The sequence below is a fragment of the Dictyobacter halimunensis genome (genome assembly GCF_036245075.1).
In genome coordinates, this window is the sequence record NZ_BSRI01000001.1 from 1204155 (window position 1) to 1220730 (window position 16576).

10 protein-coding genes are annotated in these 16576 nt (G+C 54.9%); 6 read left to right on the top strand and 4 right to left on the bottom strand.

From position 1 onward, the window contains the following. Positions 1 to 67 precede the first annotated feature (67 nt). Positions 68 to 5878: a toxin TcdB middle/N-terminal domain-containing protein gene (locus AABA21_RS04830; protein ID WP_338247859.1), complete on the bottom strand. Its 5811-nt coding sequence runs from the start codon at positions 5876 to 5878 to the stop codon at positions 68 to 70. After that, complete coding sequence (locus AABA21_RS04835) at positions 5761 to 8037, bottom strand: SpvB/TcaC N-terminal domain-containing protein (RefSeq protein WP_338247860.1); 2277 nt, start codon at positions 8035 to 8037, stop codon at positions 5761 to 5763. The genes AABA21_RS04830 and AABA21_RS04835 overlap by 118 nt, the downstream gene beginning before the upstream one ends. A 229-nt stretch (positions 8038 to 8266) precedes the next feature. Between AABA21_RS04835 and AABA21_RS04840 the strand changes: the two genes are divergently transcribed. Beyond that, positions 8267 to 8521, top strand: coding sequence for an alpha/beta fold hydrolase (locus AABA21_RS04840; protein WP_338247862.1), 255 nt, complete (start codon positions 8267 to 8269; stop codon positions 8519 to 8521). A 247-nt stretch (positions 8522 to 8768) separates the two neighbouring features. Here AABA21_RS04840 and AABA21_RS04845 read toward each other — a convergent pair whose 3' ends face one another. Continuing rightward, entirely contained in the window at positions 8769 to 9689 is a 921-nt protein-coding gene (locus AABA21_RS04845) for a nucleotidyltransferase domain-containing protein (RefSeq protein ID WP_338247864.1), read from the bottom strand. A gap of 96 nt (positions 9690 to 9785) precedes the next feature. Here AABA21_RS04845 and AABA21_RS04850 point away from each other — a divergent pair, with 96 nt between their 5' ends. The 5 genes from AABA21_RS04850 to AABA21_RS04870 all read left to right on the top strand — a co-directional run bounded on the left by AABA21_RS04850 (position 9786) and on the right by AABA21_RS04870 (position 15089). Then, entirely contained in the window at positions 9786 to 10436 is a 651-nt protein-coding gene (locus AABA21_RS04850) for a DUF1684 domain-containing protein (RefSeq protein ID WP_338247865.1), read from the top strand. Between the two features lie 473 nt (positions 10437 to 10909). Next, complete coding sequence (locus tag AABA21_RS04855; protein WP_338247866.1) at positions 10910 to 11314, top strand: low affinity iron permease family protein; 405 nt, start codon at positions 10910 to 10912, stop codon at positions 11312 to 11314. Between the two features lie 416 nt (positions 11315 to 11730). Continuing rightward, positions 11731 to 13533, top strand: coding sequence for an oligoendopeptidase F (pepF, locus tag AABA21_RS04860; protein WP_420917131.1), 1803 nt, complete (start codon positions 11731 to 11733; stop codon positions 13531 to 13533). Positions 13534 to 13588: 55 nt separating this feature from the next. Then, positions 13589 to 13927 (top strand): transposase, encoded by a 339-nt coding sequence (locus tag AABA21_RS04865; RefSeq protein ID WP_338247868.1) that lies wholly within the window; start codon positions 13589 to 13591, stop codon positions 13925 to 13927. Between the two features lie 196 nt (positions 13928 to 14123). Continuing rightward, entirely contained in the window at positions 14124 to 15089 is a 966-nt protein-coding gene (locus AABA21_RS04870) for a GNAT family N-acetyltransferase (protein ID WP_338247869.1), read from the top strand. A gap of 183 nt (positions 15090 to 15272) precedes the next feature. On the opposite strand, the gene AABA21_RS04875 is transcribed toward AABA21_RS04870, so the two are convergent. Then, positions 15273 to 15956, bottom strand: coding sequence for a histidine phosphatase family protein (locus AABA21_RS04875; RefSeq protein WP_338247870.1), 684 nt, complete (start codon positions 15954 to 15956; stop codon positions 15273 to 15275). Between the last annotated feature and the right edge of the window lie 620 nt (positions 15957 to 16576).

Below are 16576 nucleotides of genomic sequence, written 5' to 3' on the forward strand. Positions count from 1 at the left end.
TACTTTTTTTGACACTCAGCAAATATAGGTTGGATTCCATCGTCACTCCAACCAACGCGGATATCTATCATTGAATTACTTGCGCACGTGCCACAGTGCCAGGCGAAAGCCAGCCCAACTCTTCCCACCAGGTAGCAGTCGATCTTGCAACAGCTATACCCCCGATATCGACTGCGGGATTATCCAAAACTCCGGCACCAGCAAAGCGCTCGACCGTCAGATTTTGGACCTGATTTTCCCAAGCGCTCTGAATCATCAGCCTTTCTCCTCCCAGTTTGTCGCTCATAATGTGCCCAGCTTCCCAGATATCGGGGTTCTCGATAAGACTAGCATGTGCGCGGCTGGTAAGTTGCTTAAAACCGGTGCTACTGCTATCATCAAGAAGGAAACGAAGCGGATGGTTTGGATCATTCCTTATAGTTGCGAGAACATCCGCCCTGAACTGCGCCCGGGTACCGGTGCCAACGAGCGGTCTTTGCATGGACGACTCGCCAGCCGTCGCAAGAGTTGGCGCGGATCTGGACAGAGATACATACGCTGAGGCTCCGCCCCCCGCAGCGTCTGTAAGTCCACCTACAAAATTTGCGGCCTTGTCATTTGCCCCCAATTGTTTTGCTACCCCGTAGCCCATTTGATGAAAAGCATTGGGTGTTTGATTACCACTCGACAACGTCTGCATGTCCGCATAGAGTGACGTTGTCGCATGAATACAACCAATAGCACCGATACCAGTCTCTGCTAGCGGACATGCGACCGCCGCTTCTAATGTGTGGCCGATGGCTTGCGGAACAGCAGCAATTCGAGTCCAAAAGCGTGCGCTCTTTGCTGATTTCTCAGCCTTAATGGCAGCTTCTTCAGCTTGCTTTATTGCTTGCTCAGCTCTTTTTCGTTTAGTAGCCAGGTCTGCCTGAGCAGCTATAAGTTCTCTCTGCTTTGCTGCTTGTTCTTTGCGTAGCTGTTCCAGCCGTGATTCTGCAGCTTCCAGGCGTGCCAAAGGTTCATATTCTTTACTATTCTTGAATTTATCCATTTTTGCGTTAGCAGCTTGAAGATCACGCGCTGCTTGAACATAGTCACGCCACTCTTTGCTTTTCTTGAAGTCATTGAAGGAGGTGCTACGGCCGTCAGTACCCGTAGGATCAACAAAACCTATAGGATTGGATCTAACATATAAATATAGGTTAACTCCACCTGTTAGACCTATTGGATCGCACTTTGTCCACCGCCCCAGCCACGGCGCGTAATACCTGGCTCCGTTGTAGTTCAGCCCGCTCTCTTCGTCCCGCTCCATGCCGGTGTAGCAATAGCGCTTCAGGCTGACCTCGGCCGCGCTCCTTCCCGCTTGATACGCGGTGCTGCCGTAGGGGGTATATTCCTCGTAGGAGATGATCTGCCCGGCGGCATCCAGTTCCAGCGAGACCGAGCCGAGATGGTTACCATACTGGTAGCGGATGAGGGGCTGAAGGGTAGAAGTTGGGTCATGGGCGTCGATGGTCTTCGTTTCCACCAGGGCGATGCGCTGCTTATCATCCATCACGTGCAGGGTCTCGCGCTCCAGGGTGAGGCTGGTTCCGCTGCCGTCGTATTCTCGATAGAGCTCGAAGCCACCGAGGTAGATGCGTTCGTGCTGGCGCGTGCCGCTCTGGCGCGCGGTGATCTTGCGCACACGCTGGCCGGCCGCGTTGTAGACGTAATACGTCGTCGCGGGCACGCTGTCGGGGGGCGGATTCCCATTGCTGACCATCCCGGTTGTCGCGCTCAACTGGTCTTTGAAGTCCCAGTTCATCTGCGGCAAGTGCGGCATGGCAGTGATATTGCCATGCGGATCGTAGGTGTAGGTGGCACTGTAGCCAGGGGTGGCGACGTAGTCGGGCAAGCTGGCGGGATCGCCGGGCAGGCTGGTGGCAAGCAGACGATTGCTGTCCAGCGCGTACTGATAACGCCGGTTCCACAGTACCTGGCCTGGCTGCTCTAGATTGCGTCCCGCCTGGTGCACCATCTGCATGATGTTGCCGACCGGATCGTAGCGGTACGTCTCGACGTAGTTCTGCAAGAACTGGCAATCGTTGGGCAACGTCGAGGCATAGCGGGAACGATCATCCCAGTCGTATTGCTGACCGTTGCCCTTGTGCTCGCGTCCACTGGCCGCCAGCAGGCGATAGAGGGCGTCATAGCGATACTGCGCGCCCGGCAAGACGCAGGTGTTGCTGTGGTAGACGCGATCATTGGCGTTATCGACGATCTGGGTGATGTTGCCAATCGGATCATAGGTATAATTCAGATTCTGCAGCAGCGCATGGTCGCTGGCGCGCGTGGTCTTGAGCCGGCTGAGACGGAACGTGTCTGGCTCGTAGTCGTAACTGGTCTCTGCGCCATTGCCATACTGCAGCAGCAGACGCTGGCCCTTCGCATTGTAGTCGATATTGGTGACAGCGTGCAGGCTGGCGGTGGCAGGATCGAGCAGGGTCGCAGGCTCGGCAAGCTGGTTGAGCCACACGTCGATGCGTTCCAGCAGCCCCGCCTCGTTGTAGATGGGCTGGGTAATGTTGACGCGTTGCGTGCTGTGCGGTGCGAGCATCTGAATCGGCCGGTTCAATGCGTCGTATCGGGTGCGGCTGACAAACGCCTCGCTTTCAAGGAGGAGGGGCAACGGCTGCGGAGGTAATTGCGGTTCCGGCCAATCAACCTGAGCTTTATAGTCGCGCAGCAATACTCGTTCGTTCTGAAGCAGGTTGCCCTTAAAGTCATAGTTGCTATTGGTAACGACGCCCGCGCCATCGTAGAGCTGGTATGGCTTGCCGAGGTGATTGGTCTGTTTGGCCCGCGCCCTGGCGGTCGCATCTGTCTTCGCGGGACCGAAGGCCGTCTCTCCATACACTGTGCGTTCGGCAACAAAGGTGTTACCATCTTTGTCGGTCACGATCAAGGCGATTGGTCGGTGCAATTCGTCATAGGTTATCCGCGTGATGAAGCCCCGGCTATTCCAGGCGAACATGGGCTTGCCCGCCGCGTCGTTCAGCATCCAGCGATCACCCGCGTCCATGCTGTGCTGGAAGAGCTGGTTGCCGGCGATGTCGTAACACGGCGCGAAGCCCTGCGCGTCCAGGTTGTTGGCATCGTTGAACGGGTAAGCGCCATCGGGCAGTGGCGGCATGATGTACTGCATCACACGGTTGCCACGCGGATCCTGTATCCACAGTGTTTTGCCCTCGGCATCGAGCTTGCTAAACGTGACATATTTCTCGTCAACCGGCGCGCTGGCCGCTCCCACGCGGTTGTGGGCGATCGTGACGACCGCGCGCCCCAGGCTATCAAGGACCGTCACGGCAGGAGTGTTGGCGTGTTCAGCGGCCAGGCGCGCTGCGCGCTGCTCTTCCACAGACGCGGTCGGCGCGCTCTTGTGGGCGAACCAGGCATTGCCCGCTTCGCTCACGGTGTCGTTGGCATCATAGTGGGTCTCATGCCAGGGCGAGAACTCAACACGGCTGTAGGAGCCATCCGGCGACTCGGTGCGCACCACACGTCCGACCGCGTCGTAATACATCACGGGCGTTACGCCCATCTCGGCAGGTTCCTCGAAGCGATGCCCGACGGTGGGAGGGCTGAAGTACGGCTCGTACTGCTTGACCGGCTTGCCTTTGTTGTTGAGGATGGTCTTGCCGCTGGCGATCCAGCGCAGAGGACCACCGGGCAGTTCAGGCTCAGCCTGCACCTTCTTCACCAACACGTTGCCCGTGCCATCCGCATACTCAAACGCACTCTGCAGCGCGCTATCTGGCACGTCAGCAGCATGTCGCTCTCGCACGATGCTACAGGCGCAGGCGGGATGCTGCCCCCAGAGCGTCGTGCCGTCTTTGATGGTTTCGCCAAAGTAGTACACGTGCCGCGCACCGGCATCGCGCAACAGGTTTCTGGCATCGGCGACGTCATAATCCCCCGTAACAAAGAACGCCTGCACGGCAGCCAGGTCCGGGTTTAGCAGCGCGTCATCAAAGGCGTTCAAATTGTCACCTTCATGCCCCTTCCCCATTACCGCCACCGCCGAGGGCATCCCTAAAACATCGAAGCGCACCTCTGAAAGATTGTCATTGGCATCTTTCACCTGGCGCGGCGCCAGTACGCGAAAGTCGAACTTGGTTACCTCCGTGAGGTTGCCCAGCGCATCGGTGCTGGATTGGATGAAAAGATCATAGGGGTCATAGGTGAGTGTAGTCGGGTTGCCGAATGGGTCGGTATAGCGTTCGGGCACATAGAAGTGTTGCGCGGCATCTGGAGCAAAGCCAGCCACACCGGAGCAGATCCAGTATTGCCCTGGCACAGCCTCCCCTCCGAAACGTGTAGTAAGATCAGCACCACTCAGATAGCCGCCGGTCGTCTTGTCCGAGAGTGCTGCCTGGACGCCTGGCTGAAGCCTGTCTTTGAAGACCAGGTCAAGCATATCATTGGTGAGCGCCAGCCGGTAGCTCTCGTAGGGTAGCGCCAGCGCATTGAGTTGTCCCAGCGCAAGCGGCGCGTCCAGGGTCGCAGCGAAGAAGAGCGAGCGTGCATACTCCACGAGGCGTTTCTGCGGCGAGGTACGGTTGGGCAGCAAATGATAGGCAATCTCCTCAACCGCCGTCCCATCGGTCTGATAAAGGTCACTCAGTTTGTAGGCGCGCAATTCGTCCAGAGTAAAGTAGTGGTCGCGGGAAGCGATGCCAGTCAATTCATAGGTCAGCGCCTCGCAGGGCAGGCGCAAACGATAGCTATCCGGCTCATGCACATCGTTCACGTCGTTGGTGTAGCGCGTCTCGCTATAGGCCAGGTGCAACTCGGACTGCACGTGCTGGATCAGTTCCTGCGCGCCGTCCTGTAATGTGGCATCGACATATGTGCCCAGGCGAGGATAGACTACGGCGACCGCTTGCAGGATGTTGCCGTACTCGTCGATCCGCGTATTGAGCGTGTGCGCGACGCGTGGATCGGGCGTCAGTTGGTCAGGACGCAGGTCAAGCTCATAGTGATAGGTGATCGCTTCGCCTTCGGTGACATGAAAGACCGCGTGCTGATTGATCGCGCGCGGTTGCAGGCGGCGAATGTGGCAATTGTGATACGCGGTCGAGAACAGCCTGACCGGGGTATGAACGCCAGTCGCCAGCGCATCCACATCGAGTTCATAGACCTCCTGTCGCAGCATCATGTCCTTACAGGCCCGCAGCGCCTCGCGCCACTCATCAGAGCTCAGATCGAGGGTATCAAGGTCAGGTTCGGGCAGGCTCTGCTCCTGAAATGTCCCTGATACCTGTTGACCAGATTGCCCGTCCTCAAACCAATGCGGAAAATATTCATGCTCATAGTGACTCAGGATGCGCTGGCGATCGAGAAAGGCGCCGGTGTGATACCAGGTTACGGTCTTGACCGGGGGCTGATAGAGCGTCTTGTCGTCGGTGATGTAGGGACTGCTGGCATTCCCGGCGGCAAACGTGCCATAGTCCTCGACATCGACCTGCTCGACGCGACCAAAGCCGCGAAATTCGCGCTCTGGCCCATCGAAGTAGCCGTGGTGATAGCTGTAGGTGGTGGAGAAGGTAGTGTTGCGCCAGGTGTCGCGCACCTTCACCGTCTCCACACAATGCACTGGGAACGGCAGCTTCGTGATCCAGGGATTGCCCGCCTCTTTATCCTGCAGGTAGAATCTGGTCGAAGGCGCGTACGCCACCGTCGTCTCCGCTCCCAGGTTGTTGACAGTCCTGACCAACAGGTGCGGCTTTTGCCCACCCATCAGGTCAAGATAGCGCAGCGGGCGACGCACGTCTCCTGGTAACGACGACGACCAGACCAGGCAGGCGGTGCCATTGCCCAGCAGATCCAGCGCCTGTACATTGGCGGCGTTATCCAATGGGGGAAATGCGCGATCGTGGTCGCCGCGCTCCAGCTATTGCCCGCCTGGTTGAAATAGACACGCACGCCCCCGGCATGCAGATACAGCATATCGGTCGTGCCTGTGCCATCGATATCGGCCAGCAGGATACGACGATGATCGAATTGATCGAGCGGGTCAAACTGCGGCGCGCTATCCATAGTGACCTTCGCGCCAAAGCGGCCGTAGCCGAGATTGGGCCAGTAGCACACCTCGCCATTGCGAATGCGCACGATATCACTCAAGCCATCACCCGACATATCCGCGAGTGAAATGGCCTGTTCCCCATCCGCAAAGACGATGCTCGGACCCTTCTCTTCGTCCCAGCCCTTGCCTGTACGCTGGGCGGTATCAAAGCCCTCCTGGCCCAACGAGCGATACCACAGAAACGTGTCATGTTCGCTAATCAGGATGTCGATACGCCCATCGCCATCGAGATCGATGAACGTGAGATTGGGATCGCTCCAATCCACCCCGGGCAGCGAGACAAATGGAACAAATGGGTTCCATTGCTCATCCATGGTCCGTTCGTAAAATCCTGGCGTCGGGCCCGCGAATTGCACCACATGCGGGCGACCATCACCCGCCAGATCAAGGAATTGCGCGCGGTCAGCCAGGGCCAGCACTGGCTTTGGCAAGACCAGTTCAGCCGGCGCGAACTTCGCCTCGATGTGCGCGTCGCCATCACTCCTCACCACATTTGTCGGGCTGAGATTCTGTTTATAGAACCAGGCATCGGCCTGCTCGGTGAGCACCCCCGGCAGTCCCTCGCCCTCAAGATCAATCCAGCGATAGCGCATGCCATCGAGGCCAACCGGCAACTGCGCCAGGCTTTCGCCGCGCAGCTCGCGCAGCTGCGCCTGAATGGTCGCATCGCTGTAGGTGAACTCAAGCGGCGGAAGCGACCTGGAGAGATAATCTCCGTCAGCCTGGCGGAGATAGCTGCACTGCGTCACCGCAATCAGTTTGGAAAAAATCGGCGCGCGGGCGCTCGCAGGGTCCTGCTCGTATTCATAGGTAAAGTCGGTCGAGCGCACCAGGCCATCGTATCCCTGCTGGGAGGTATGAAGAAGATCTGGAATATGATGGAACATCAGCACGCGCTGGCACAGACGCTGGGTACGCACCTCAAATGTCGAGCGGTACGTCGAAAAGGCATCCTGGCGGACAGTCCATGTACTGGTTTCCTGAGGTGTAGGATTGGTCTGATCGTGCTCGCCGTAGTCGAATACGACCTCAAAATACCAGTTGCCATCACCCGGAGGCTCAGGCCATGGTGGGGCGTCCTCAAGTTTGGGTAGATAGGGGGTGTGATTGCCGTAACGGATATACTTGAGATAGCGATTGGTGCTACGTCGTGGATCTAGTCTGTCGCCGCGATTTTGCTGGTGGGCTTGCGCAAGATCGACATTTTCGGCGTCCTCTGCCTTGTAGTGGTACGTGATGACGTTGCCTTTGTCATCGTAGGTCTCGCAGATCAGCCAGCTGAAAATACGTTCGGGATGAGCGGGATCGGCGATGCGTGAATTGCCGCTTCTCCCATACCAGGTAGTGATGTTGTCTTTCGAGATGGAACGCCAGAAGATATCATCTGGCCTGGACGCATTTGACCAGCGCTCGATGACAGCAAACAGACCCTCGACGCGCGGGCAATAGCGGCGGATAGCATAGGCAGTGCCATTGATAGTGCGCGGCGGCGGTTCCTCGTATGCCCATGTGCCATCCGGCATATGCTGCGTGAGGACAGGCACCAGATCTTCGGCGCCCGACAGGATGAACACATCCGACTCCTCGGCATCCAGGTAACGTGGGAGCCCTTTATCCGTTTTACGCGTGATCGCGGGCAAGGAAAGATTCCAACCCAGTCCAAAGGGCCCGTTGCCCGCGCCAGAATCATACGAGAGGGAAAGCTGCGGACCAAAGCCTGAGCGGCCCGGGCTGGTGGCAATGGGCACGGTCATGGAGCCAGTACCAGTGACCGGGTTGGCACCGAACTTCTCACCAATACCACGAATCGCGCCTCCACCCCGGGGTAAAGAAATCGTCGGTGGCTGATTGCGACCCGTCTCAGATGGCTCTTGCGCGGCCAATACCGAAGATTGCCTGCCAGCGGTTTGTTCACCTTGACCGAGACCCATACAGACCTCTTTCTGCTTGAGGCAAGTTTATCGCGATCTGTGCTAAAAAAGCTGAGCTATACTTTCTTGTTCCCGCTACGTACCATGCTTTCCTTGTACCATATCGTAAACGCAAAGAAAACTCTTTTTTGGAGCCCATCTTATTATTTTATCAATACAACTGGTGGATTCTTCCAATTAAGAATATCGGCAAAGCTACACATCCATCTTAACCAGCCTGTGGAAGGCGTTGACGATATCCTGGAAGCGATGTGAAGACACCTCAAAGCGTGGACCACTCTTGCTCATCGCCGGTGAGGAAGACCATACAGTCCCGGCAGTTGTCGTCAAAGCCGCACACAAGCTGCAACACGCCAATCCTGCCGTTACTAAGTTCCGCAAAATCCCTGGTCGTGGGCATTCACTGATCATTGATCACGGATGGCCTGAAGTGGCTAAGATGGCCCTGACGTTTGTCACGCAACACCGGCGAGATACTCTGTAGCGATGGCGTGTTACCAGAACGCGAGAAAACCCACCAAATCTACCATTTCAGGAACGGCAACGCAATCATATTAAAAAAAACCTGAATACACCATCCTGGGAATTCATTCCGAGAAGAGGCCACAGGCACCGCGGCAAAACGATGACGGTGCACCGGTGGCCTTTTTTGAAGCCAGGAGCAATTCTACCGCGCTTACACGATGGGAGTGCCTGGTTGTCAAATAAAAATGCCACGATATTCCCTGATTTTAGAAGCAGTCATCCTCTGCATCAGGATATCTTACCTGCATCAATCCCTGCACAGCAAATTGCCTGGTCGCCTCGTTGTGGGAATCCCGTTGGGCAAGCAAATAGGCGCGATGCGCACGAAGATAGTGATTCTCAAAGGGGAGCATGCGTTCACATAACACTCGCAGTTCAGCGCGTTCCCCTTCGTTCTCTGGCAGATTATAGCTCCAGAACAATTTGCCTTTCTCAAACATGGCTTCCAGGAAAGAGGCCCATTCGTCATTGATCAGCTTGCGATAGGTCTGCACGCTCTCCCTTTTCGTCGAGACAGAACAATCCGTTTTGAAGGCGAGCAACGCGGTCCCCATGCGGCAGGCGGTCTCCACCAACATGCGTATGCCTGGGCCCGGACGAATATCAGCTCGATCAGACTGGAGCTGATCATAGCCGAAAAACGCCCCGTCGGGATCAGGATAGGCAAGTGGATACGTGACTTTCTCTACCTGGTGCAGCCAGAGGAGAAATTGCAGCGCTGTTCCCGCCGCATCTCGCGTATATTCTTCCCTGCCAGGCAAGCTCATGTGCTCCCTGGTATCTTCTCCATACAGCAGCACACTCGTCTGCTTGACAGCCGCTCTCAAAAAGCCAGGTAGACGGTCCTGAGACTGCTCACTCCCAGCATGGAGATCCAGACGCCGAGGAGTCAGAGAAGCGAAGGCGCGCTCTAGTTGCTCTGCCTGGGCAGCCTCCTCCTCCGAAACAAACGCGTCTTTAAAGAGAACATACACATCAATATCGCTCCACTCAACCGCGTTGCCTTCTGCATAGCTGCCTGTCAGATAGCAAGCCCGTATACGCCCTGGAAATTGCATCTCGTAACGTTCTACTATTTGCGAGAGCACCCTGTCTATTGACGGCTTGCCAATAGTACGAATTTGCATAGGCGTATCCTTTCTGTATGTTGATGGATAAAATGCCACCTTCTGATATAATGCAATGTCACCTATTATGAAACGTTTTTAGCTGAGGAGAATGTGATGTCCAACTACCTGGCATTGTATGATTACCGATCTCAAGTGGCTGCCTCTTATCGTGAACGGAACAGGGCATTATGCGCCGGAGAAGATGCTGCTGTCGTTCTCCGACGTTTTCGGGAGAGCAAAGATCACCTTTTCTTGACGCATTCCCAATCCGCTCTTGACGAGGAACAGCGTCGTCATTTTCATGGCCTGCGCTACTTTCCCTATAATCCTGCCATGTGTTTTGCAGTGACTATCGATACTCATGTTGAGCCGAAGCAGCAACACATCGCGATGGATGCTCGAGAATCGATGACAATGACCACCATCGGAGTGGTTCGCTTTACGGTTGGTGAGACACCTGTAGAGTTATCTGTATACTGGCTCAACATCTATGGTGGTGGTCTGTTTCTCCCTTTTCGTGATGCAACGTATACCTCGGAAACGTATGGCGCTGGGCGCTACCTCTTCGATACGATTAAGGGCAGTGATCCTGTTCCCTTCACACATGCCCAGGATGAAAAACAGATCATGCTCGATTTCAATTATGCGTACAATCCTTCCTGTTCTTATAATGATCGCTGGGTCTGTCCTCTGGCCCCTACCGAGAACCGCCTTGATGTCCTTATTCCAGCGGGCGAGAAAAACTATAAGGAAGACCGGTCGTGATCGTCTATTCGCGATAAACCTGGCGGCAACTGTTGAGGGACAGGTCATCGGTGTAGGAACGCTCTTCGAAAATCTCATCCCTTCTTGCAAGCGTATACAGTTCAGCGTACCGAAATCTTGACCTTGCTGGAATCTGTATCTGCACGACAGTCGCACTTACTGGAAGGCAGAGGAAAAAAACACATGGCCTGGCTCAAAAAATAGGATTTCGCTCTGATACATGTTCTTTGGGATTGCCAATCAGAAAATCAACACGTCTTCGTGCTTCCATACTCATTCTAACGCTATCTTAACCAGCAAGGTGTATAATGACACTAACAATCTTCGAGATGAGGTGCAGGTATGTTTCATTCCTTACCATTATTTGTTCTCTTGCTTCTCTTTGCAACTGCGGCCGTAGCTGTTTGGGTGGCTGGCATCCAGCTCTCCGCTACCACTGACATCCCTCAAAAAGACGTGTGCAGGAAAGAACCATGAACAAGACATCCCTCTTCTCTCGTTTTGCACGTCTCATGTCACGGATGCTTGGGCATCCGCTGGCCTTTGGCGTAGCAGCGCTGATTATCGTCGTGTGGCTCATCTGTGGACCCGTCTTCCATTTCAGCAATACCTGGCAACTCTTTATCAACACAGGAACCACCATTATCACCTTTCTCATGGTGTTCCTCATTCAAAATACGCAGAATCGTGATGGTGAAGCCATGCAGATCAAGTTAGATGAATTGATTCGGGCCCTCAAACAGGCAGACAACACCATCTTAGACAGCGAAAATCTCACGGAACAGGAGCTCAAACAGCTCCATGAACACTATAGCCAACTGGCACAGCGCGCCCAATCACGGTTGCCACACAAGAACGCAACTCCCCCAACCCGTTGATACAGTGGCTCGCAACAAAAGGAAACTGGTTGCTTTTTTGGTTATTCCGACTTTTGGTTCCGACTGTGCTCAAAACCCACATATATCAATATCTTGTTTTTTTGTGCATATATGGGATATGCTGTTAAGCAACGCTGTCACTACCCGCATAGACTCATCCGGGGGCATCCCTACAGAGGTCGTTCTGGGAAGTGACTCTTCCTCAAGAAGAATTGCTCCCGTACTCAGAGCATTTTCGAGAGAAGACAGTTGTTCAAGATGTTGCAAGTAATCGATCGGAAGCCACAACAGTCCTTTGACATCATCGCCAAATTGCTCGATTGCCTCCTCTACTTCAGCTGAGCACAAAAGTTGCCAAAAACCATTTTTTCGAGTTCATTCCACAGACAGAAAGGGAATAGACCAGGATGCCAAAGATGACTCTTCCCCCACGTAGCGCGCAACGCCAGGAGGATACCTGGGACATTGCCAGTGTATTTCCCAATAGTGCGGCCTGGGAAACTGAATATCAGTCGGTGCAAGCGGAATTACCAGCCTTTAAAAAGTTCCATGGGAAGCTAAATGGTCCCACGATCCTGGCCGAGGTACTGGATGCATCCTTTCAGATTATCGTACGCGTCCAGAAGTTGTATATGTATGCCGAACTCTTGATGAGCGTTGATGCCAGCGATGAAGAGGCGGCAGCTCTGATCAGCAGGGCGGCGACGCTCGATGGACAGGTGAGTGCGGCCGTGGCCTTTATCAAACCAGAACTGCTGGCCAATGGCGCGGAAAAGCTCTCGCAGTGGGCCAGTTCAGACTCACGCCTGGCTGCGTATACTCATTATTTTGAGGATCTTTTGCGCGTGCAGGCCCATGTACGTTCACCTGAAGTTGAGGAGCTATTGGGTGCGCTCAACGATCCTTTTGCGACAACGTACGGCGTCGTGGGATCTCTCACCGGAGCTGAGATGCGCTTTCAGCCAGCAACATCGAGTACCGGTGAGGAGTATCCAGTCGCTCAGAGCACGACGGTCCCACTCTGGTCCAGCACTGACCGCGAGACGCGCCGCACGGCCTGGGAAAATTACCATGATGGCTATCTCGCCTTCAAAAAGACGCTGGCCAATAACCTGGAAGGTCAGATCAAGCAGTATGTCTTTCTAGCGCGTGCACATGGCTATCGCTCTGCCCTGGAAGCGCGGCTCGCGGTTGACAATATCCCCGTTAAGGTGTATCACAATGTGATTGAGACCTTTCGTCGGAACCTCCCCACCTGGCATCGCTACTGGGCGCTGCGGCGGCGCATCTTGGGATACCAAACTCTGCATACCTACGATCTCTATTCGCCGTTGACCACAAAGCTGCCTGCATTGCCCTATACACAGGCGGTAGATTGGATTGCTGAAGGACTTCAGCCGCTCGGCGATGAGTATGTGCAGATTCTGCGCCGGGGCAGTCTGCAGGAACGTTGGGTGGATATCTATCCCAATCAGGGCAAACGCCTTGGGGCATTCTCCTCAGGCTGTCCGGGGACGCATCCTTTTATCTTCATGAGCTATGACAACTCTCTAAAAGGCATGAGCACCCTGGCGCACGAACTTGGGCACTCGATGCATTCCTATCTGACCTGGCAGACGCAGCCGCTGGTATACAGCAGGTATTCGATGTTTGTAGCTGAGACTGCTTCAAACTTTCACCAGGCCCTGGTACGTGCGCATCTGTTGCACACGCGCCCTGAGCGCGATTTCCAGATCGGGCTGCTGGATGAGGCCATGAACAATTTCCACAGGTATTACTTCATCATGCCCCTGCTGGCCCGCCTTGAGCTGGAAATGTATGAGCGTGTGGAGCGCGGCGAGGCCCTCACCGCCGATGTCCTCAATGGCCTTTTTGCTGACTTCCTGGCGGAGGGCTACGGCAGTGAGGTTGAAGTGGATGCCGCACGCGATGGCATTACCTGGGCAACCTTTAGCCATCTCTATGCGAACTTCTACGTCTTCCAGTACACAACAGGTATCGCTGCTGCGAACACCCTGGCGCGCTCAATTCTCGCCTCCCAGCCTCACGCAGTTGAACGCTACCTTGCATTTTTGCGCACCGGCAACGCGCGTTATCCGCTCGATGTCCTTCAGCAGGCAGGCGTCGATTTGAGCACACCTGAGCCAATAGAGGCCACCTTTGCTGTGCTGGCTGACTATGTTGAGCGACTCGAACAACTGACGAGCACTCCGGAGTAACGCTCAAGAAGAAAAAACAAAAGCATGTCAACGTAGGTGCCTGGCTTGCCCAATCTTGCCGCATCCGGGCACCCTCGTTCCCCAAACACGTTTCCATGCGAAAGAAACGGGCACCAGCAAGCCGCAGTCGTGGTTCAGGTTTTATGGGGCTCCCCAGGAGGAAAATCGGTATCTGACGTACCTGGGCGCCCAGCCCGCCTCCAAGAAGCAACCGCACAACATCCGGATGCCCCTTTCCAACAAACAGGTGACCTGGCTGCTGGTAAAAGCGCCAGCGGACCTCAATGAACAGGAACAACAAGAACTGGCGATGCTCCGAGAAGCGAGTCCGACGGCGGATCAGGTCTATCACCTGGTTCAGGAGTTTGGACAGATGGTTCGTGAACGTCAATGAGAGCGGCTGGATCACTGGCTGTATGCAGCCAAAGAGAGCAATTTGCCCGCATTGCAGTCCTTCGCTTCAGGTATCCAACGGGATTACGCTGTCGTGCACGCTGGATCGATCATATTCCTGTCTCTTGATCCGTTTGAGCGTGTTCACATAGCTTTCCAGTCAGAGAACTTCAACGCGGAAAGGAATAAACATACCGATGAGTCAAATAAAATCGTATCTCACGCTCCCCTATGCGCCTGCTATTGCTGGCTTGGCATTCCGCTTTTTCCAGGGAGAAACTGACTTCCCCTCAATTGAGGCTGTGCGCGAGGCTGTACGAACTGTTGATGGCGATCTCTGGCTACCGGGACCGGACACCACTCCTGATGCTGTTTGCGATCCAGCTCGGGATTGCCTGTTAGCCGAGGTTGATGGCAAAGTAATTGGTTATACCTGGCTCACCTGGTGGTCGGAGCCCGCCGTTGAACTGTTCCTCCATCTGGGCTGGCTTGTCCCGCAGTGGAGACGCAAAGGCATTGGACGCGCGCTCTTACGCTGGCAAGAACAACGGTTACGTCACATTGCACAGGCACAGCCAACGACAAAACCCTGTGTGTTCGGTGGCAATGCCGACGAGAGCCAACCAGGAAATCGGGCCTTGCTCTTAAGTGAAGGATACACAGTAGCGTTCACCATCGTGTGGATGACCTGCCAGATTCCCACCGAACCCATCCAACTCACACCGCTCCCCGCTGGTCTGGAAATTCGTCAGGTTTCGCGTGAACAGTTGCCTGCCATTTATGCAGCGAATGTGGAAGCGTTCTCGGAAAACTACGATAGCCTTGAAAGCTATGAAACCTGGTTGCACGAGTTGGGTGGGCCTGACCCCGATACCAGTCTGTGGATAGTGGCCTGGGACGGAGATCAGATTGCGGGGCATGTCATCAGTACCAGTGATGCAGAAGGCGCGCATACACCCTGGGTCGGGATACACCACGCCTTTCGACGGCGCGGTTTAGGCAAAGCGTTGATGACGCGCATGCTCCAACGCTGCCAGGAGCGCGGCATTCAGCAAGCAAGCATCGGGACGAGAGCGGAAAATCCCGGCAAACCCCTCCACCTGTACGAAAGCGTTGGGTACCAGGTCGTGTCACGCCATCCGAGGTATCGCAAACCCATGTAGGCTTGCTATGAGAAACGAGGGAGCCTTTCTCTTTCTCGCCTTTTGCTCCCTCGTCATAGTACATCAGAAACTTCGCCACGGATGATGGCTCTCACGACCTTTTGATGAATCGCGACCATGTCTCCCTCAAGCACTTTGGTGAGGTTCCTGTTGGAGAGAACAAGGCAGGAGTCGAACCCGCCGCTACAGCGAAGCGCGTCCATCCCAGCCAGGATCAGGTTTTTCAGCAGATACAGACAGATCAACCCCCTCCAGGTGATGCCGATCATTGTAGCGTTCGAGCAGGAACGTCGGCTGCCACCCTTGTTCTCGTGTAAATACCTGCCAGTGCGTGATCGCGGTATAGTCCGTATCAATGTCAGTGCGTTGAAGCTGGTGGATCGTTATGCCAAAGAAATAGGTGAAGCTGGCCTGGACAATCCCACCATGGCAGACCAGGACGATCGTCTTCCCCGCGTATTCGTGCATTAACCGCTGAAGTGCTGAGGTGGCACGCAGGTTGAATTCCACCCAGTTCTCGCCAGTGGACAGCCAGCGAAAATACGGACGCTGTTCGCGTGGCACCTCTTTCCACATGGTAAGAAATTGCTCCTTACTCAAGCTGCCATCCTCATTGCGCCACTCTTCAAATGCAGGGTCTTGTACCACTGGCAGACCTAACGCGGGCGCGATGATTTCTGCCGTGTGCTGTGCACGAGGCAGCGTGCTGCTGATCAACACATCCGCCTGGATCTCACCGGTCGCAGCCAAGCGATCGCGCAACAACTTGGCTTGCTTCACCCCAAGCGGCGAGAGGCCGTGGTCAACCAGTTTGCCATGGGCTTCCCCAATATAGTCACCGTGGCGGATGAGATAGAGATGGGTCATGAACTGCTCCTACCTTTCAACATCGGTCTGGAGAAAAGGGATCTGCTTCAGAGCAGCGTACGTGAATGGTGGAGATTTGTCAACGGATCGTTCCTCCATCGTCACACGAAAAGCGACACCAGTTTCTCTCCGACAAGCAGCCAGGCGCAGCACAGGACTCGCTTGCGCAGGGTTTGAAAGCTTGCCTGCCCATACGCTTGCCGCTTGATGAACTTCAGTCGATGGACATGGCATCAAACGGCATTCGCGTCCTTCCATGAATGTAAAGGGCAAATACAAGGCGGCTCCGCGGTCAGCTCACCTGCCGAGACATATTGCCCAGATCAAGGCGACAGTTCACACAAACCACTAAACTCATCAGCAAAAGGGCAAATTTTTTGCATGGTACAAAGAAAGCAAGAAACGCTGTCAACGCCGATGTATACCTGCGCTAACAACTGCTGAGTTCTCTCTTAAAATGGGTCTATTTCTGCCTATACAAGTGGTACCACCATACAGTGTTGCACCGCTCCCTTAAGCCTCTCCCTGGTTGAGCAACTGATCCGATGCAACCGAGATGCACCCAAGGGAGAGGATAGGCCCGTCTGTCACTTGGCTAACAGTAGTGTCCATTTTCTTCA

Bases quoted from the DNA above. Each gene is read 5' to 3' on its own strand.
- AABA21_RS04855 (WP_338247866.1), top strand. From the start codon at position 10,910: ATGAACAAGACATCCCTCTTCTCTCGTTTTGCACGTCTCATGTCACGG.
- AABA21_RS04850 (WP_338247865.1), top strand. From the start codon at position 9,786: ATGTCCAACTACCTGGCATTGTATGATTACCGATCTCAAGTGGCTGCC.
- AABA21_RS04845 (WP_338247864.1), bottom strand. From the start codon at position 9,689: ATGCAAATTCGTACTATTGGCAAGCCGTCAATAGACAGGGTGCTCTCG.
- AABA21_RS04875 (WP_338247870.1), bottom strand. From the start codon at position 15,956: ATGACCCATCTCTATCTCATCCGCCACGGTGACTATATTGGGGAAGCC.
- AABA21_RS04835 (WP_338247860.1), bottom strand. From the start codon at position 8,037: ATGGGTCTCGGTCAAGGTGAACAAACCGCTGGCAGGCAATCTTCGGTA.
- AABA21_RS04870 (WP_338247869.1), top strand. From the start codon at position 14,124: ATGAGTCAAATAAAATCGTATCTCACGCTCCCCTATGCGCCTGCTATT.
- pepF (WP_420917131.1), top strand. From the start codon at position 11,731: ATGACTCTTCCCCCACGTAGCGCGCAACGCCAGGAGGATACCTGGGAC.